Raw genomic sequence first — 17,941 nt, forward strand, 5'->3', positions numbered from 1 at the left:
CCACACTATGTAGGAGAAGGCAATGAAAACATGTCATTTTTTCAGTATTTATGCGGCTTTTCAGCCGTTTTCATAGTGGCAACATAGGTTGGAATTCCGGGAATCCAGGTTACACAAACAGTAAAATGCCTTGCTGGACATGTGCTTATAATACCCTCTCATAGCCACAAATTCAATTAAGCGGCTATTAAAGTTCGATAAACTTTTGTTTAGATACGTTTTATTTTCTCTTTATATTTATAAACTCCTGACAAGACAGGCATAAAAAAAAGAAGAAACAAAAAAAATTCTGTTTCTTCCAAATAAAAATAAGTTACAGCGCTTCAAGGATCCTTTGCATTGCAGGCTCGAAGGGTGCCTCTATCTGATAGCACTTACCCTCGTCCTCAAGCCTGGCATAGGATGGATCGATAGGAAGCTTTCCAAGTACTGGAAGTGACAGGTCTTTTGCGACCTGATCGATATTACTTTCACCGAATACAGAAATCTTCTCGCCACAATGGGGACAGATCATATAGCTGTAATTTTCAACTATTCCAAGTACAGGGACCTTCATCATGGAAGCCATATTGTAGGCTTTTTTTACTATCATGCTTACAAGGTCCTGTGGGCTTGTCACTATGACAACTCCATCAACCGGTAGTGACTGAAAGACCGTAAGCGGTACATCTCCTGTTCCTGGCGGCATATCCACAAAAAGATAGTCCAGATCACCCCAGACCACATCAGTCCAGAACTGCTTTACTGCATTTGCTATAACCGGTCCTCTCCAGATAACAGGTGACTCCTCATCGTCAAGGAGGAGATTAATAGACATGATCTCCGTTCCATCAGGGGCTGCTATAGGATATGAGCCTCTGTCGTCTCCATATGCCGGTCCATGCACCCCATACATCTTGGGGATCGATGGTCCTGTTATATCTGCATCAAGGATTCCGACCTTATATCCGGCTCTTGCCATCATAGATGCCATCTGTCCGGTCACGAAGCTCTTTCCTACTCCGCCCTTTCCGCTGACAACTCCGATCACATGACGGATAGAAGAGTATTTATTCAGATTCTCATGAAAATCATTTACTGCTTTTGTCTTCTGCTCCTTTATGCCCAGATCCTTTCGGAACTGTTCGACCTCCTTATCGATCTCTTCCTGACTCTTTTCCTTAGCCACTAAAACCTCCTGTACTTTCGCTGTTCATGCAGCTTAACTTTCATATATAAAAATCCGGCTTTCTGCGAAGCAAGTCGCAGATATCACGAAAAACGCTTAAATGAAAGAAGGACTGAGAACCAGCGAATTCCCAATCCTTCTATCAACAATTTGACAATAGATATGATACCACAACGTCACAAAAATGTCACATGTTTTTTGTAAAAAATTGAAATATTTTTTGTGGTTTTTTTGGCAGGATTTACCAAAAATACACAAAATAGGCGATTTTAGGACATTTTCCCAGTTCGGAATATCATCCGCCAAATAACAGATGATCTGGGATTTTCAATAAAAGCTTAAGAAATGTTTTGTTTTGACAGACAAGCCCCTGGGCCTGATATAAAAAGGACATCCGTCCAAAGACGGATGCCCGATATTAAAGGAAATTAAAGGATAGCTGATCAGGCTTCCTTTGCCTTCTGTGCCTTGATAGCCTCTGTGAGCTTCGGAACGATCTTGTTCAGATCGCCTACCAGACCATAGTCAGCAACATCGAAGATAGGAGCGCCCTCATCCTTGTTGATAGCGATGATGAGATCTGACTCTTCCATTCCGGCTACATGCTGGATGGCTCCGGAAATACCGATGGCGAAATATATATTCGGGCGAACAGTCTTTCCAGTCTGTCCTACCTGAAGATCCTTCGGCTTCCAGCCATTATCAACAACGGCACGGGAGCATGAAACCATTGCACCCTTTCCAAGAGCCTCTGCAAGATCATCAAGAAGCTTAAAGTTCTCTGCTGATCCTACTCCACGTCCACCAGATACAAGGATCTTTGCATCCATGATATTTGCAACCTTTGCGACATCCTTTACTACCTTCTCGATAGTTACAGTCTTATTATTCTCTGTGATCTTGATGTCAGCATTTATTACCTCAGGCTTTCTTCCGGCAACTGGCTCAAGCTTCTGCATAACACCAGGACGGACTGTAGCCATCTGAGGACGGTTGTCAGGGCAGGCAATGGTTGCGATCGTATTGCCTCCGAATGCAGGACGGGTCATCAGCAGCTGATTGTGCTTCTGCTCTACTCCCGGCTTTGCCTGCAGAGGGAAATCACCTATATCAAGCTTTGTGCAGTCAGCTGTAAGACCTGTAGCAACACGAGCTGAAACTGTAGGGCCAAGATCACGTCCGATGGCTGTTGCGCCTACAAGCATGATCTCAGGCTTATATTCATTGATGACACCTGCAAGTGCCTGAGCGTACTGCTCTGTACGATAGGTCTCAAGCAGAGGATCGTCTACTACGATGACACGGTCTGCGCCGTACTCACCAAGCTTGTCTGTAAGTCCACCAACATTAGAACCGATAAGGACAGCTGTTACCTTCTCGCCTAATGCGTCTGCTAATTCTTTTCCTTTACCGATAAGCTCAAGAGAGATAGAAGAAAGCTCTCCGTCTACCTGCTGAGCATAGGTAAATACTCCTTTGTAATCTTCTAAAGCCATTTATTTTACCTTTCTTCAAATGAAGTTCTAATTTTCGACCAGGGAAGTTCTTTTCGCTAAATTCAAGCTTTGTCTGCGGCTTGAGCCAGGCATTCGGCTTGCTCAAGCCCACATGCCTTCGGTCAGATAAGATGCTTCTCGTTGAGCTTACCCATGATATAATCAACGGACTCCTGAGGATCGAGTGTAACCTTTTCTCCAGCTCCCTTACGAACCTTATCAGAAGCCTTTGCGATCTTTGTCGGTGAACCCTTAAGACCCAGATCCTTATCATCTACATCCTTTAAGTCGGCTCTGCCCCAAACAGTGATCCTGTCTGCCTTCTGGTCGATAGCATCGAAGATTCCGCCTGGTGTCATGTACATAGGCTCCTTTGAAAGCTCTGCAAGAGCTGTAATAAGGCAAGGCATTGATGCCTTTAATACATGGTATCTATCGTCATAGACTCTCTTGACCTCGACAGTCTTTGCTGCCTCATCAACCTTGATATCCTCTGCATATGAGATAACAGGGATTCCAAGATGCTCAGCGATCTGAGGTCCAACCTGAGCTGTATCTCCATCGATAGCCTGACGTCCTGTGATTATGATGTCATAATCGATATTCCTTAAAGCTCCGGCAATAGTCGTGGATGTAGCCCAGGTATCAGCTCCTCCGAGTACACGGTCTGTTACTAAGACACCGTCATCTGCTCCCATAGCCATTGCCTCTATAAGGACATCCTCAGCCTTAGGAAGTCCCATTGTAAGAACTGTGACAGTTGTTCCAGGATTTGACTCCTTTATACGAAGTGCAGCCTCAAGACCAGCCTTGTCATCAGGGTTCATGATCGTAAGCATTGCTCCACGGTTAAGTGTTCCGTCCGGGTTGAAAACAACTCCGCCCTTGGTATCCGGAACCTGTTTAATACATACTACAATTTTCATGTAATGTCTGCTCCTTTGATATATTCTTTGTCAGAAAAACCATTTCCTGATCTCTTTATTTCAGGAGATTTCCTGAAATAACCATTCTCTGAACCTCTGATGTTCCTTCGTAGATCTCTGTGATCTTTGCATCACGCATCATACGCTCTACATCATACTCACGAGTATATCCATAACCACCGTGAAGCTGTACAGCCTTAGTAGTAACAGCCATTGCTGCCTCTGCTGCGAAAAGCTTGGCCTCTGCAGCCTCTACAGAGAATCTTGGCTTGTTCTTCTTTGCCTCTGCTGCTGCATAAACGAGGTACTGAGCTGCCTGCATACGTGTAGCCATATCAGCAAGCTGGAACTGTGTATTCTGGAATGCTCCGATAGTGCGTCCGAACTGCTTTCTTTCCTTTACGAACTCTATAGTACGGTCTATAGCACCCTCGCCAAGTCCTAAGGCCTGAGCTGCGATACCGATACGTCCGCCATCAAGAGTATGCATTGCTTCCTGGAAGCCCTTTCCTCTTACTCCGAGAAGGTTCTCAGCAGGAATACGGCAATCCTGGAAGATAAGCTCATAGGTAGATGAAGCTCTGATACCCATCTTCTTCTCTTTTGTTCCGAATGTGAATCCTGGTGTTCCCTTCTCAACGATGAATGCTGAGAAATTCTTCTTAGGACGGCCCTTCTTATCTGTTGTGATATCTGTAACAGCGATGATGACATAGATATCTGCTTCCTTACCGTTGGTAATGAAGCACTTCGATCCGTTAAGGACCCACTCATTTGTCTTCTCGTCTAAAACTGCCTTTGTCTGTGCTCCCTGAGCATCTGTTCCTGCTCCAGGCTCTGTCAGAGCGAATGCTCCGAGCTTCTCACCCTTTGCTAAAGGTACGAGGTACTTCTGCTTCTGCTCCTCTGTACCATAGTTCATGATAGGGTCACAGCAGAGAGATGAATGAGCTGAAACGATAACTGCTGTAGTACCGCAGACCTTTGCGAGCTCCTCTACACACATAACATATGTAAGAGGATCGCATCCCTGTCCGCCATATTCCTTAGGGATGGCAATTCCCAGGAAACCGTACTTAGCCATTTTCTCAACGGTTGCTCTTGGGAACTCTTCTGTCTCATCGATTTCCTGTGCGAGTGGCTTTACCTCTTTCTGAGCAAAATCAGCGAAGAGGGAACGTGCCATCTCATGCTTTTTATCTATAATAAAATCCATGGATTAATTTTCCTCCAATTGTTGTGAGGCTACAAACCCCAAATTACTGCTTATCTACCGGTACCTTGTTCTTGAAGCCCTGTGAATAGTCATAGAAGCCACGTCCGCTCTTGACACCGAGATGTCCTGCACGGACCATCTTCTTAAGAAGCGGAGCCGGACGATACTTTGAGTCTGCTGTCTCAGTGTAGAGAACGTTCATGATAGCAAGTACTATATCAAGTCCTATGTAGTCACCGAGCTCAAGTGGTCCCATCGGGTGATTGCAGCCAAGCTTCATAGCATTATCTACACCCTCGATGTCTGCAACGCCCTCTGAATATACGAAGATTCCTTCGTTGATCATAGGGATAAGGATACGGTTTGCAACAAATCCTGCTGACTCCTGAACACGTACAGGTGTCTTTCCGAGCTTTCTAGCGATCTCCTCGACCTTCTCTACTGTCTCATCCGGAGTATTGGCACCCTTGATGACCTCGATAAGCTTCATTACAGGAGCCGGGTTGAAGAAGTGCATTCCGATAACAGGAGTCTTAAGACCTGCACCGATCTCTGTGATGGAAAGAGATGATGTGTTTGATGCAAAGATACAGTCAGGGTTCTTTACTATGTTCTCTTCAAGATCCTTGAAGCAGTTCTTCTTTATATCCATTCTCTCAAGAGCAGCCTCAACTACGAGATCAGCATCTGTAGCGATGGTATTGAGACCGGTCTTGAACTTCCCGATAATGGCATCAGCCTTAGCCTGATCGATCTTGCCCTTGCTTACGAGCTTGTCAACGTTCTTCTTTACTTTTCCGAGTCCGCCTTCTGCAAACTCCTCCTTGATATCGCAGAGATATACTGTCTCTACCTCATCACACTGTGCAAATGTCTGGGCAATTCCAGAGCCCATAGTACCAGCACCGATTACAGCTACTTTCATGTATTTTCCTCCTGTTGTATGTGGCATTTAGTATGAAGTATATTATCAAAGGTCTGAGGTGCGAGGTGCGAGGCCATAAGATCAAGTATAAACCTTAAGGTTCTTTATAAGTTTACGCAACATTCGACTAATCTCATCACTAAGTGAGAGCGACAGCCTTATCTGATCCTCAGAAAAATATCCAAGTTTCATACACAGCTCCAATTGGGTCTCAAGCTCTGCCCTTGATCCTTGTGCTATATATAGAAACCTCAAGTATTCCTTCAACGAATCACGTTCATGTCCTTCAGCTATATTCGAAGGTATCGAAACCGCTGCCCTCCGCATCTGGTCAGATAGGGCATAAAGCTCCTCACGTGGAAGAAACTTTACTAATCTGTAAATTTCTTCTACAAGAGCCATACTCTTCTGCCAGACTATTAATCCCCTATAACTATCCACCCTCTGACCTCTGACCTCTAACCTCTCACCTCTAACCTACTATCAATCTCTCTCTACTACAGTCGCGCATCCCATTCCACCGCCGATGCAGAGGGTTGCAAGTCCCTTCTTGGCATCTTCCTTCTCCATCTCATGAAGAAGTGTTACAAGGATACGGCAGCCTGATGCTCCTACCGGATGTCCGAGTGCGATTGCACCACCATTGACATTGACCTTGGACATGTCGAACTTCAGCTCCTTGGCTACTGCAACTGACTGTGCTGCGAATGCCTCGTTAGCCTCGATCAGATCCATATCATCAACTGAAAGGCCTGTTCTCTTCATAACATTCTTAACAGCTGCTACAGGGCCAACACCCATGATCTTCGGATCTACACCGCCCATTGCTCCGCCAACGAAGTATGCCATAGGCTTAACGCCGAGCTCCTTTGCCTTCTCCTCTGTCATGAGAACGACAGCTGCAGCACCATCGTTGATTCCTGATGCATTTCCGGCAGTAACGACTCCGCCTTCCACTCCTGAACAGCAACGAAGCTTTGAAAGAGTCTCTACTGTTGTTCCAGCACGAGGTCCCTCATCTGTATCGATCACGATGTCACCCTTCTTGCGGTCATGGATAGTGATAGGAACGATCTCATCCTTGAACTTGCCTGCTGCCATAGCCTTCTCGCACTTCTGCTGTGATGAAGCGGCGAACTCGTCAAGCTCCTCACGGGTAAGCTTCCACTGCTTTGCAACGTTCTCAGCGGTTACCATCATATGGTACTGGTTGAAAGCGTCCCAGAGTGCGTCATTTATCATAGTATCTACAAGGACACCGTTGTTCATACGATATCCGAAACGTGCCTTATCAAGTGCGAAAGGAGCACGTGACATTGACTCTGTGCCGCCGGCAACTACGATATCAGCCTGGCCGGCCATGATCATATTTGCAGCTTCATTAACACACTTAAGACCTGATCCGCATACTGCGTTTAAAGTAACGGCTGGAACCTCTACAGGGAGTCCTGCCTTTATTGATACCTGTCTAGCTACATTCTGTCCAAGTCCGGCCTGGATTACGCATCCGAACTTAACCTCGTCTACCTGATCTGCCGGTACCTTTGCACGCTCAAGAGCTTCCTTAACTACTGTAGCGCCCATATCAACGGCTGATACAGTAGAAAGCTCTCCACCCATCTTTCCGATTGCAGTACGGCATGCACCTGCCAGAACTATTCTTCCTGCCATGTCACGTCTCCTTTTCTAGCGATCTACGCTATCTTTTCCCAGGAAAAATGCGGTTTCCTGTTACTCTTGTCATCTAAGACTGTTAAAATTTTAACAATCTTTTCTAAAAAATATAAGCCGCCGCACCGGCTACGTCATTTACTTTATCACATACGACGATTCATATCAAGGGTTTTTGTGAAAAAAGGCCTAAGGCCTGCATCTTCCGCATGGACTATAACCCTCTCTTATAAGCGTCTTTCGCTTTGCTTTTACTGACCTTTTGTTGTGGGCTGCCATCTGATGGACTGACGGGCAGGATGGCTTGTGAAATTTTTTCGTATTTGTATTCAGCACATAGTTATGAGCTCCATTATCATTCTGTGCTGCCCTGCTGTTTCTTGTCTTCTCCCTGGTGCTTGCAGTGCTGCCCTGATAGGCAACTCCCTGACTGGAGCCGTCCTTGTAGTCGATCTTTACTCTGGGCTGTACATTATAGCAGAATACACAGAACTGGACCCCTTTTCCGCTGTCCTCGAGGCTTTCTGCCTCCATCAGGACTCCGCGTGATAAAAGTTCACGTCCCTTGAATACCGGAGTCACACGGTAAAGTACATGATCCGAAGGGTTGGAATGCAGATATGAGGCGACCTGATCCTCATATGGCAGCATACCCTCATTGTTCAGGTATCTGGTCCCTGTGATCAGATTTCTTTCATTTGCATTCTCTCCGGTAAGCTGGTATCCGATCAGATGACAACGGTTGTAGAGATAATTGCCATCTATTCCTGCATACTTTACTGTATGCCAGCCTGTAGGATGCACAGAACCAATAGGTCCCCTTTCCTTGTCCGGCATCAGATCCGTCCCTATATCAGCAATGGCCACAGTGCATCTTCCCATGCTGTCGAGATCCTTATACTTTTCATAGCTTCTTTTTACAGAAAGCTCCTTTGACGTGAAATAAGGCCTGTTGCCATGGATCTTTACACTCGGATCCTTGCCATTCCACTTCGGGACACTTTTCTGATACGAGAAGCCCCTTGGGAGAGGATTAGCCTTAGCCTCCGTAGAGACAATGGTCTGATATCCACCTGTGAATGCAGCTGGACTAAAAAGTAATGTTGCGACAGAGGCCGCAGCAAGTATCCCGTTTAATATTTTCTTATTTCTTTTCATTTCTTATCGATTGAGGATGCGAGATCCGTCGTGTAATCATTTATAGCTGATAAGTCTATAGGAGTAACTGCTGCCTCCTTTGAGGATGATGCCTCCTCATTTGCTGTCTTTACCTTTCCATATATGGACCAGCCGATCCAGACCACAAAGGCTGCACAGATGACTGCCGACACAAGTCCTATCAGAAATCTGTTCCTTTTCTGCTTTCTTACTATCTGCTTCCTGTGAAGCTTCTCCTCCTTATGCTCGAGTACCTTTTCCTGACTCATTAAACTATGCTCCTTTTTATACTTTAAGCGAATGCTTCTCTATAATTATATATTTTTTCCTACCTGTTTTCAAGGAAGTTCTTTTTGATAAGGCCTTGCTGTGGTAGAATATATCCCAGGCAGAAAGGAGTCCAGATGAATATAGTTTTTCTTGACAGGAAGTCACTAGGCGATGACCTCGATCTCTCAGACTTCAAAAGACTCGGAAACGTAACTGAGTACAATTTCACTGAGCCTGACCAGATGGAGGAGAGAGTAAGGGACGCTGACATCCTTATAGTAAATAAAACTCAGATCAATGAAGCCACTGTAGGAGGAGCCTCGCATCTGAAGGCAGTATGCGTGACCGCTACCGGAGTCAACAATATCGATATCCCTTATCTTGAAAGCCAGGGGATCCACTGGCACAATGTAGCCGGATATTCGACCGAATCAGTTGCCCAGCATACTATAGCCATTGCCCTTTATATGTATGAGCATCTGGCCTATTATGACAGATATACCTCATCAGGCCAATATGCAGAGGACGAGCTTTTCACTCATTTCGCAATGACCTTTCACGAGCTCTATGGAAAGCAGTGGGGAATAGCAGGCCTTGGAGCAATAGGTCACAGGGTCGCGCAGATTGCCGCCTCCTTTGGATGCAGAGTCGTTTACTATTCGACCTCAGGCGTTGACAGGGCAGAGCCATATCCCCGCCTTGACTGGGAAGAATTCCTGACTACATCTGACCTGATCTCTATCCATTCTCCGCTTAATAAAACTACCGAAGGGCTATTTGACAGTCAGGCATTTGAACATATGAAAAACGATGCTATTCTTGTAAATGTAGCAAGAGGTGCCATAATCAACGAAAAGGATCTGGCATATGCCCTTGATAACGGTGAGATAAAAGCTGCTGCGCTTGATACCCTGACTGTCGAGCCTATGTCCAAATCTTCTCCCTTCCTTCGTATGAAGCATAAGGACAGGCTGCTTATCACTCCGCATATAGGCTGGGCCTCTACGGAGGCAAGGCAGAGACTCATGAGGATAGTACTTTCTCAAGTAAAGGAAGAAATTTAAAAAAAGCCCTTGCATTACGTTCTTCTTTGTGATATTATAGTCAAGTCGCGGATGTAGGCGCGGCTTAACATGGCTCCGTGGTCAAGCGGTTAAGACATCGCCCTTTCACGGCGGTAACACGGGTTCAATTCCCGTCGGAGTCATTTATGGATCCTTAGCTCAGTTGGTTAGAGCAACCGGCTCATAACCGGTCGGTCCTGGGTTCGAGTCCCCGAGGATCCACTATTTTGTACGGCCTGGTGGCTCAGTTGGTTAGAGCGCCGCCCTGTCACGGCGGAGGTCGAGGGTTCGAACCCCTCTCAGGTCGTTTTGCCGTAAGCATCTGCTTTAGGGCAAAGGGCCGGCGTGGCGGAACTGGCAGACGCGCAGGACTTAAAATCCTGTGGTGGTGACATCGTACCGGTTCGATCCCGGTCGCCGGCACTTGCATAGTATATCAGACTATGTTATAATTGATATTTGTTGAGACCATTATCGGTCATTTGTGTGCTCGTAGCTCAGCTGGATAGAGCACTTGGCTACGGACCAAGGTGTCGGGGGTTCGAATCCTCTCGGGCACGCTAGATTTATATCTCCCGGATCTTTCAAGGATCCGGGAGATTTTTTATTCTCTTCTTTTTTATCAAAGCAAAAAGATGCCCCACCCTGCTTAGCAGGATGGGGTATTCTACTCATCACCCTATATGATCTCTGTCATGACTTTGTAGCATACATGAAGTACTTCATGCCGTAAACTGTGCCGAAAGCACCCTTTACGTTTCTCTTTACCATATAGATATCATTATAGTAATAGATCGGGATTATTGCCCAGGTATCCATCAGCATATCCTCTGCCTGATGCATCAGATCTACGCGGGATGCGAAGTCTGTTGACTTCCTGATCTTATCTACAAGCTTGTCATAGTCAGCCCAGTTCTGAGGAGCTGATGAATGCTTGTCCATATCACGTCCCAGCTGGCTGTCGTTGTTTCCTGAATCGGTTGTATACATCTCAAGCATGTTGATAGGATCGTTGTAGTCGGCAAGCCAACCCTCACGGGCTGCTGCGAAGTTGCCCTTCTGTCTGTCAGCTATAAGAACCTTCCAGTCCTCTGTCTGTACCTGCATATTGATTCCAAGTGCGGAGAGATCCTGCTGGATTGACTCGGCGACCTTCTTATGTCCTGAATCATCATTTAAGATATACTCAAACGAGATAGCCGGGCTGCACTTGTAGGTTCCGTCACCATTGTCTGTAAACTTATAGCCGCATCCCTCCAGAAGTTTTTTAGCCTCCTCTACGGAATCCTGACCGGTCTTGTCCGCATCATAATAGCTCTTGTTCTTGAACTCTCCGCCGTCACCATCGCTCATTCCTGCCGGGATGAATGAATCAGCAAGCTTCTGGCCTGTCTGTCCGACAGTATCAACAATATATTTCCTGTCGATAAGAAGAGCGATTGCATGTCTGAAATCCTTGGCCTGCTGCTCTGTCATGTTCTTGAAGAGATCTGAGTTTACATTGAATCCCAGATAGTAGGTTCCAAGGTTATCCATAATATTGAACTCTTTATTGTTCTTTACAGACTTGATCTCATCGTTTGGTACTGTATCAATGAAGTCAAGATCGCCCTTATTGTAGGCTGCATAGGTAGTGGTATCCTGAGCAGACAGCATGAAATGGATCTGCTTGATCTTTACCTTTGATGCGTTATAGAAGTTGTCATTCTTTACATACTCCATTGACTCATCATGCTTCCATGACTTTAATGTGTATGCACCGTTTGAGACAAAGCCTGCCTCCTGTGACCATGTACCTGCAGGCACTTTGTCTGTAACTGACTTCTCTACATCCTTCTGGTATACAGGGAAGAATGTAGGGAAGGCAAGGAGATCATTGAAGTAAGGGCATGGATTTGTAAGCTTAATCTTTAAGGTATAATCGTCTAAAGCCTCTACATCAAGCTTATTTCCCTTACGGGCAATTATATCAAAGAGATATGCATATTCTGATGCTGTCTTCTTGTCTATAACCCTGTTCCAGGAATATAAGAAATCTTTTGCTGTAAGAGGATCTCCGTTTGACCACTTGGTCTTCTTGAGCTTAATAGTATACTCTGTCTTGTCTGATGAAACCTCAGGCATTCCGTCTGCTATGTCCGGAACAAGCTTCTGATCCTGATCATAGGTATAAAGTCCGGCAAAGGAATTGATGATATAGATTCCTCCGTCGACTGCTGTGTTAAGAGCCGGATCTATAGACTGAGGCTCAGGTCCGATATTGATGTTTAACACATCATCATCGTGGTTTTCCTTTGTGGCCTTGTCAGCGACCTTTGCGGATCCGCTGGCTCCTCCCTTGCTTCCTCCGCAGGCAGCCATGGAAAGTGCCATAGAGGATGCAAGAAGCAATGCAAGTAACTTCTTCTTCATAAGTTTTCCTCCTTATAAAACTATTGATCTATTGAGAACCATCATCTGATGGATACTCACTATTTATTGAAGCAGGCAACCATATGCCCGTTTCCTCTGTCTGTAAGAGGCGGACGATGCATAGCACACTCCTCTGTAGCATAGGCGCATCTGGTCCTGAAAGGACATCCCTTTGGCATCTTCAGCGGAGACGGAACATCACCCTCAAGAACTATCCTGTGGCTTTCTCTTGCTGTCTTAGGATCCGGAATCGGAACCGCAGACAGAAGAGAAAGAGTATATGGATGGATAGGATTGTCATTAAGTTCATCCGCATCTGCAATCTCCATCAGATGACCAAGATACATAACTGCTATCCTGTCCGAGATATGATGTACTACAAGCAGGTCATGAGCTATGAAAAGATAGGCAAGACCCAGCTTGTCCTGAAGCTCTTCAAACATATTTATGACCTGAGCCTGGATAGAGACATCAAGAGCAGAAACTGGCTCATCACAGACGATAAACTTAGGATTTACAGCCAGAGCTCTTGCTATACCTATACGCTGTCTCTGCCCGCCTGAAAACTCATGGGCATATCTCATGGCATGCTCTGCATTGAGTCCTACGGTCTCCATCAGAGAAAGGATCTTCTCTCGTCTCTCTGCCTTATTCTTATAGAGATGATGGACGTCAAGCGGCTCTCCTATGATATCCTCGACTGTCATCAGAGGATCAAGGGATGAATATGGATCCTGGAAGACCATCTGCATCTTCTTCCTGTAAGGAAGCATATTCTTCTTCACGGGATTCTTGATAAGTGGCTTTCCCTTTTCATCAAGGATCACATTGCCCTTTTCATCATAGCTTTCACCGCTGTCGAACAGCACGTCTCCGTCAAAAACTATACGTCCCGCGGTCGGCTCATAAAGCCTTAGAAGTGAACGGCCTACTGTCGTCTTTCCGCATCCTGATTCTCCTACAAGGCCTAAGGTCTCGCCCGGCTTTATAGCAAAAGACACGTCGTCAACTGCCTTTAGCGGTACCTTATGAAAGCCCGAGGAAACAGGAAAGTACTGTTTTAGGTGGCTTACCTCAACGAGGTTTTTTTCCTCTGCCATATCATTCTCCTTCCTTTTCTTCAAGAGCTTCCTTGATATTCATAAAGCAGGCTGCCCTGTGACCCTGACCTACCGCGATCTCATCCGGCTTCTGATGAAGACAAATCTTCATGGCATTGGCACATCTCGGACAGAAGGCACAGCCCTCAGGCAGGTTTAACATATTGATTGGAGTACCTCCTATTGGAACCAGCTTCTCATTCATATTGTCAGCTCTTGGTATGGAACGGAGTAGCCCCTTGGTATATTCATGAGCCGGTCTATAGAAGATATCATCGGCGTTTCCTCTCTCACAGACTCTTCCTCCATACATGACCATTATCTCATCGCACATGGAGGCTATCACGCCCAGATCATGTGTAACAATAATGATCGCCATACCAAGCTTCTTCTGCAATGACTGCATTAGCTCAAGTATCTGGGCCTGGATAGTAACATCAAGAGCTGTTGTAGGCTCGTCGGCAATAAGGACGTCAGGCTCACAGCAAAGGCTCATGGCTATCATGATACGCTGCCTCATGCCGCCCGAAAGCTCATGCGGATACTGCCTCATCCTTACCTCCGGCTCATTTACTCCTACCAGCTTAAGCATCTCGACTGCCCTGTCATAGGCCTGCTTCTTTGTCTTGTCAGTATGAAGTCTTACAGCCTCTATCAGCTGATAGCCTATGGAAAAGGTCGGATTAAGAGAAGTCATAGGGTCCTGAAAAATGATAGATATGTTCTTTCCTCTGAACTTCTCCATCTTCTTTTCATTCCATCCAAGGATATTTTCGCCCTTGAAAAGGATTTCTCCCTTTGTAACCTTTCCTGTCGCTGCTAAGATCTGCATTATCGAATAAGCGGTGACAGATTTTCCTGAGCCAGACTCTCCTACTATTCCCATTGTCTCTCCCGGGCGCAGGTTGAAGTTTACTCCGTTTACGGCCTGGACCTCTCCGTTTTCAGTAAAGAAACTGGTGTGGAGATCCTTAACCTGTAAAATATACTTTTCTTCTTCACTCATAATGATCTCCTTTAATTCAGCTTCGTATCAAACGCATCCCTTAAACCATCACCAAGAAGGTTGAAGGCTAAAACGATAAGCGAGATAACGACAGCCGGTATGACCAGTCTAAGAGGATAGGTCTGCATTGCTCCTCTCGCATCATTTGCCAGAGAGCCAAGCGATGTAAGCGGGATATTTACACCGAGTCCTATGAAGGAAAGGAAGCTCTCTGTAAATATGGCGCTCGGAATCTGAAGTGCCGTTGTGATTATTATTATGGACAGGCAGTTAGGGATAATGTGGGTCCTTAGTATCCGCCCGTTCGATGTACCTATGCTCTTTGCGGCAAGCACATACTCATTATTCTTTATCTGCAGGATCTGTCCTCTTATTAGCCTTGCCATTCCTACCCAGTAGAGAAGAGCAAATACTATGAACATAGAGATCATATTTACTCCTAGCTTGGCAAGCCCCGTCCCCTGGATAAGAGGGGTAAGTGTCTGCTGCAGTACTACCGAAAGCAGGATGATTATAAGCATGTCAGGAAGCGAATATATGACATCGACTATCCTCATCATTATAAGGTCGACTGTACCTCCAAAGTACCCTGCTATAGAGCCGTAGATAAGCCCTATGATAAGGACCATGACCGCTGCAACTATCCCTACCATAAGCGATACTCTTGTGCCGTATACAACGCGGATAAAATAGTCTCTTCCCATCGAATCAGTTCCGAACAGATGAGGGAAAAGCTTCTTTCCGCTGTCCTCCATATACTGGGTCTCAAGCTGCGAATATTCCATTGGTCCTAAGTTGGTCGCGCTCTTGTCTCTGCGACCATTTACCGTTATTATGGTCTGGTAGGAATAGGGACAAATATGCGGTGCTATTACAGCGATCGCTATCAGTATGATAAGAACTACTATACTTGCCATAGCCAGCGGATTCCTTCTAAGCTTCCTCATTCCGTCCCGGAAGAAGGTTGAAGACTCACCCATTACATCCTGCTGCCTCTTTTCCTCGTCACTGGCCTTTTCAAAGTCACTTGCGTTAAACTTCGAAAGATCTATCTGAGAGCTCAGGAAGGCTCTCTTACTGTACTTTTCTTCTGCCATCTCAAAGCTCCTTTATTCGAATGTGATACGCGGATCGATTATCTTGTATAGAATATCTGTGATCAGGTTTGCTATTATCATCAGAAGTGCGAGGAATATCGTCACTGCCATGATATATGGATAATCCCTGTTATTGATACTCTGAACAAACATTGTTCCAAGTCCGGGTATTGTAAAGATACTCTCGATGACCATCGATCCTGTGATGATATAGGCGAACTCAGGTCCGACATAGGTGATCACAGGAATAAGGGCATTTCTTAAGGCATGGACAAAGATGACCTTAAGCTTCGGCACACCCTTGGCGCGGGCTGTGGTTATATAATCCTGATTCAGTGCATCAAGCATGGATGTCTTTGTGAGCCTTGTGATATAGGCCATTGGATAAACCGCAAGCGATATGACCGGCAGAATGAAGTTAGGATGGTTGACATCCCATACCGGTATCAGCTGAAGCTGCATACAGAAAAGGAGCATCAGAAGCGTCGCTAGAACAAATGATGGTATCGCTGTCCCAAGCGTAGTGAGAACTACCAACACCCTATCCGGCCATTTATTTCTCGTCAGCGCCTGGATCGAGCCAAATATGATCCCAAGGATCAGTGCCAGTATCAGAGCTGAAACTCCAAGCTTAGCAGATACTCCGAACCTTGACCTAAGATCAGGCCAGATTGCTCTCTGAGTCTTTAACGAAATACCCCAGTCGCCATGAAGGAAGTTCTTCATGTAATTGAAGTACTGGACTCCGACCGGCTTATCGAGCCCATATCTCTTGTTCAGGGTCGCGATGACCTCCTTTGACATGGCCTTCTCAGATGTGAATGGTCCGCCCGGGATCAGGTTCATCACAAAGAAGGTTATGGCGCTTACGATAATAAACGCCACAATGGCCATGACAACTCTTTTCACAATGTACTTTGCCACTTTTCTTTTCTCCTTGCTTATATTTTTATTTGCACTAACGCAAATTCAAGCCTTGATATTAAAAAAGTGCAGATAATGTCCTACTTATCTGCACTCCCTTGTGTTTATCAATAGTCTCCATTCTGCCTGGGATAATTTATTTTGTTAAAGTGTTAAAACGGTAAACTATATTGCTTATTCACAGTTTCTTCACAACAATGTCCATTATACATATTCATGAATAAATGTCAACAGAAACTTGAAATTTATCTAATGTTTATTTTTCTTATATTAGCGCTGTTTATCGGTGATGTTTTAAATTGGCAAAGTATAAATATAATATTTATTAGTAAACTATATAGATATAATTGCGTTTCTATGCATATTTATACATAAAAATACAAAAAAGGACCGGCTCAAGCGGCCAGTCCCTGATCCCTAATCCCTATCATCTAATATAGCGGTAAAAATTGCTTTCATAATTGTTTAGATAATCCTGCAGAGCATTCATAAGATTTATGTTGTCTGCGAAAAGGATCATAGTGATCACTAAAAGGACGATCGAAACAGCAGCACAGATTATCCCTGCTATCGCAAAGCCGTTGTTCTTTCTCTTCGAAAGAGAGATAATGCCGAATACGATAGAAAGGATTGCCGGCAGAACGTTAACGAATGAGCAGAAGCAGAGAAGGGAGATAATTCCAAGCACCATTGAGGCGATCCCGAACCCTCTTGATGGATCCTGCTGATAGTAGCCATTATAGGGCTGATATGGATTCTGAGGATATCCGTTTCCATTATTCCAGGCATTCTGCCCATCAGGACCGTAGCCAGGGCCAGTCTGTCCGTAAGGACCGTAGCCAGGGCCAGTCTGTCCGTAAGGACCGTAGCCAGGGCCAGTCTGTCCGTAAGGACCATAGCTGTTATTTCTATTGCCCCCATTCTGGCTCTGCCTGTATGCCTGCCACTGATCAGGGTTCACGCGACATCCCTGATCTCTATTGCCATTCATACCATAAGAATCAGGTCTGCCCTGCTCTGTACTTCCACTATCCAAAACCGGTCCGTTCTGGCTCTTATCTATATCCGAATCCTGCTCCTGCGTCTCCTCCGCAAAGATATCCTGCTCTGACGGCTTTTGATCCGGATCCTCATTGCTACCATTATTATAAAAATTGTTGTTATCCATAGATTCTCCTAATTTATATCGATCATTTTGGCGGCTTTAACGGATCTATACCTAATCCGGCAAAATAAGAAGCCCCAATGATAAATACCAGTATGTATATGACAATGTAGACAGCTGATATGACAGCGCCGCAGATCACAAGTCTGTCGTTTTCCTCACTTGATCTTCCATGCAGTACTGCGAAGACTATAGAGGCTATTGCCGAGGCAAGCCCTAAATACCATCTGAGGCAGCTCAAAATGAGAGATCCGATGCTTAGTACAAAGCATAATATTCTGTATACTGATAATTTAGTGTCTTTTTTGTCCATAAGTATGCTACAATGTATTCATTCAGCAGC

The 17,941-nt window shown here is 45.3% G+C and carries 17 protein-coding genes and 5 tRNA genes; 6 read left to right on the forward strand and 16 right to left on the reverse strand.

The genetic code is table 11. The features are described 5' to 3' along the window. Positions 1-313: 313 nt before the first annotated feature. The 9 genes from ACTNCK_RS05270 to ACTNCK_RS05310 form a co-directional block, all read right to left on the reverse strand. The gene (locus tag ACTNCK_RS05270) at positions 314-1,108 is read right to left on the reverse strand and encodes a P-loop NTPase (protein ID WP_441081558.1); all 795 of its coding nucleotides are present in this window, start codon (positions 1,106-1,108) and stop codon (positions 314-316) included. 503 nt (positions 1,109-1,611) lie between these two features. After that, positions 1,612-2,664, reverse strand: a complete 1,053-nt coding sequence (locus ACTNCK_RS05275; protein WP_441081410.1) for an electron transfer flavoprotein subunit alpha/FixB family protein — start codon at positions 2,662-2,664, stop codon at positions 1,612-1,614. Positions 2,665-2,786: 122 nt separating this feature from the next. Further along, positions 2,787-3,590: an electron transfer flavoprotein subunit beta/FixA family protein gene (locus tag ACTNCK_RS05280; RefSeq protein WP_441081411.1), complete on the reverse strand. Its 804-nt coding sequence runs from the start codon at positions 3,588-3,590 to the stop codon at positions 2,787-2,789. Positions 3,591-3,645: 55 nt separating this feature from the next. Beyond that, positions 3,646-4,806 (reverse strand): acyl-CoA dehydrogenase, encoded by a 1,161-nt coding sequence (locus ACTNCK_RS05285; protein ID WP_441081413.1) that lies wholly within the window; start codon positions 4,804-4,806, stop codon positions 3,646-3,648. 43 nt (positions 4,807-4,849) lie between these two features. Next, positions 4,850-5,731, reverse strand: coding sequence for a 3-hydroxyacyl-CoA dehydrogenase family protein (locus tag ACTNCK_RS05290; protein WP_441081414.1), 882 nt, complete (start codon positions 5,729-5,731; stop codon positions 4,850-4,852). A gap of 81 nt (positions 5,732-5,812) precedes the next feature. After that, positions 5,813-6,172 (reverse strand): four helix bundle protein, encoded by a 360-nt coding sequence (locus ACTNCK_RS05295; protein ID WP_441081416.1) that lies wholly within the window; start codon positions 6,170-6,172, stop codon positions 5,813-5,815. Between the two features lie 42 nt (positions 6,173-6,214). Beyond that, on the reverse strand, positions 6,215-7,402 hold the full coding sequence (locus ACTNCK_RS05300; protein ID WP_441081418.1) for an acetyl-CoA C-acetyltransferase: 1,188 nt from the start codon (positions 7,400-7,402) through the stop codon (positions 6,215-6,217). A 189-nt stretch (positions 7,403-7,591) separates the two neighbouring features. Then, positions 7,592-8,560: a DNA/RNA non-specific endonuclease gene (locus ACTNCK_RS05305; protein ID WP_441081420.1), complete on the reverse strand. Its 969-nt coding sequence runs from the start codon at positions 8,558-8,560 to the stop codon at positions 7,592-7,594. Continuing rightward, positions 8,557-8,829 (reverse strand): hypothetical protein, encoded by a 273-nt coding sequence (locus tag ACTNCK_RS05310; protein WP_441081422.1) that lies wholly within the window; start codon positions 8,827-8,829, stop codon positions 8,557-8,559. Before ACTNCK_RS05310 ends, ACTNCK_RS05305 begins: the two co-directional genes overlap by 4 nt. A gap of 135 nt (positions 8,830-8,964) precedes the next feature. Between ACTNCK_RS05310 and ACTNCK_RS05315 the strand changes: the two genes are divergently transcribed. The 6 genes from ACTNCK_RS05315 to ACTNCK_RS05340 all read left to right on the forward strand — a co-directional run bounded on the left by ACTNCK_RS05315 (position 8,965) and on the right by ACTNCK_RS05340 (position 10,454). After that, the gene (locus ACTNCK_RS05315; protein ID WP_441081423.1) at positions 8,965-9,894 is read left to right on the forward strand and encodes a D-2-hydroxyacid dehydrogenase; all 930 of its coding nucleotides are present in this window, start codon (positions 8,965-8,967) and stop codon (positions 9,892-9,894) included. 71 nt (positions 9,895-9,965) lie between these two features. Then, a tRNA-Glu gene (locus ACTNCK_RS05320) sits at positions 9,966-10,037 on the forward strand. Positions 10,038-10,042: 5 nt separating this feature from the next. After that, positions 10,043-10,116: transfer RNA gene (locus ACTNCK_RS05325), tRNA-Ile, on the forward strand. A gap of 11 nt (positions 10,117-10,127) precedes the next feature. After that, positions 10,128-10,201 (forward strand) — tRNA-Asp (locus tag ACTNCK_RS05330). A 32-nt stretch (positions 10,202-10,233) separates the two neighbouring features. Then, positions 10,234-10,317, forward strand: a tRNA-Leu gene (locus tag ACTNCK_RS05335). A 63-nt stretch (positions 10,318-10,380) separates the two neighbouring features. Next, positions 10,381-10,454: transfer RNA gene (locus ACTNCK_RS05340), tRNA-Arg, on the forward strand. Positions 10,455-10,587: 133 nt separating this feature from the next. Here ACTNCK_RS05340 and ACTNCK_RS05345 read toward each other — a convergent pair. From ACTNCK_RS05345 to ACTNCK_RS05375, 7 genes are all read right to left on the reverse strand, one after another. Further along, positions 10,588-12,306: a peptide ABC transporter substrate-binding protein gene (locus ACTNCK_RS05345; protein ID WP_441081424.1), complete on the reverse strand. Its 1,719-nt coding sequence runs from the start codon at positions 12,304-12,306 to the stop codon at positions 10,588-10,590. A gap of 59 nt (positions 12,307-12,365) precedes the next feature. After that, a complete protein-coding gene (locus ACTNCK_RS05350; RefSeq protein ID WP_441081426.1) occupies positions 12,366-13,406 on the reverse strand; it encodes an ABC transporter ATP-binding protein in 1,041 nt (346 codons plus the stop codon). Between the two features lies 1 nt (position 13,407). Continuing rightward, positions 13,408-14,412 (reverse strand): ABC transporter ATP-binding protein, encoded by a 1,005-nt coding sequence (locus ACTNCK_RS05355; protein WP_441081428.1) that lies wholly within the window; start codon positions 14,410-14,412, stop codon positions 13,408-13,410. 11 nt (positions 14,413-14,423) lie between these two features. Continuing rightward, entirely contained in the window at positions 14,424-15,509 is a 1,086-nt protein-coding gene (locus ACTNCK_RS05360; RefSeq protein ID WP_441081430.1) for an ABC transporter permease, read from the reverse strand. Positions 15,510-15,521: 12 nt separating this feature from the next. Then, on the reverse strand, positions 15,522-16,433 hold the full coding sequence (locus ACTNCK_RS05365; RefSeq protein ID WP_441081431.1) for an ABC transporter permease: 912 nt from the start codon (positions 16,431-16,433) through the stop codon (positions 15,522-15,524). Positions 16,434-16,860: 427 nt separating this feature from the next. Beyond that, entirely contained in the window at positions 16,861-17,601 is a 741-nt protein-coding gene (locus ACTNCK_RS05370) for a hypothetical protein (protein WP_441081432.1), read from the reverse strand. Between the two features lie 22 nt (positions 17,602-17,623). Further along, complete coding sequence (locus ACTNCK_RS05375; protein ID WP_441081435.1) at positions 17,624-17,839, reverse strand: hypothetical protein; 216 nt, start codon at positions 17,837-17,839, stop codon at positions 17,624-17,626. Positions 17,840-17,941: the final 102 nt, after the last annotated feature.

The organism is Candidatus Weimeria sp. HCP3S3_B5 (assembly GCF_052064335.1).
In the GTDB taxonomy this organism is placed as follows: Bacteria; Bacillota; Clostridia; order Lachnospirales; family Lachnospiraceae; genus Weimeria.

Bases quoted from the DNA above. Each gene is read 5' to 3' on its own strand.
- ACTNCK_RS05350 (WP_441081426.1), bottom strand. From the start codon at position 13,406: ATGGCAGAGGAAAAAAACCTCGTTGAGGTAAGCCACCTAAAACAGTAC.
- ACTNCK_RS05360 (WP_441081430.1), bottom strand. From the start codon at position 15,509: ATGGCAGAAGAAAAGTACAGTAAGAGAGCCTTCCTGAGCTCTCAGATA.
- ACTNCK_RS05300 (WP_441081418.1), bottom strand. From the start codon at position 7,402: ATGGCAGGAAGAATAGTTCTGGCAGGTGCATGCCGTACTGCAATCGGA.
- ACTNCK_RS05285 (WP_441081413.1), bottom strand. From the start codon at position 4,806: ATGGATTTTATTATAGATAAAAAGCATGAGATGGCACGTTCCCTCTTC.
- ACTNCK_RS05355 (WP_441081428.1), bottom strand. From the start codon at position 14,412: ATGAGTGAAGAAGAAAAGTATATTTTACAGGTTAAGGATCTCCACACC.
- ACTNCK_RS05290 (WP_441081414.1), bottom strand. From the start codon at position 5,731: ATGAAAGTAGCTGTAATCGGTGCTGGTACTATGGGCTCTGGAATTGCC.
- ACTNCK_RS05345 (WP_441081424.1), bottom strand. From the start codon at position 12,306: ATGAAGAAGAAGTTACTTGCATTGCTTCTTGCATCCTCTATGGCACTT.
- ACTNCK_RS05275 (WP_441081410.1), bottom strand. From the start codon at position 2,664: ATGGCTTTAGAAGATTACAAAGGAGTATTTACCTATGCTCAGCAGGTA.
- ACTNCK_RS05280 (WP_441081411.1), bottom strand. From the start codon at position 3,590: ATGAAAATTGTAGTATGTATTAAACAGGTTCCGGATACCAAGGGCGGA.
- ACTNCK_RS05305 (WP_441081420.1), bottom strand. From the start codon at position 8,560: ATGAAAAGAAATAAGAAAATATTAAACGGGATACTTGCTGCGGCCTCT.
- ACTNCK_RS05310 (WP_441081422.1), bottom strand. From the start codon at position 8,829: ATGAGTCAGGAAAAGGTACTCGAGCATAAGGAGGAGAAGCTTCACAGG.
- ACTNCK_RS05315 (WP_441081423.1), top strand. From the start codon at position 8,965: ATGAATATAGTTTTTCTTGACAGGAAGTCACTAGGCGATGACCTCGAT.
- ACTNCK_RS05370 (WP_441081432.1), bottom strand. From the start codon at position 17,601: ATGGATAACAACAATTTTTATAATAATGGTAGCAATGAGGATCCGGAT.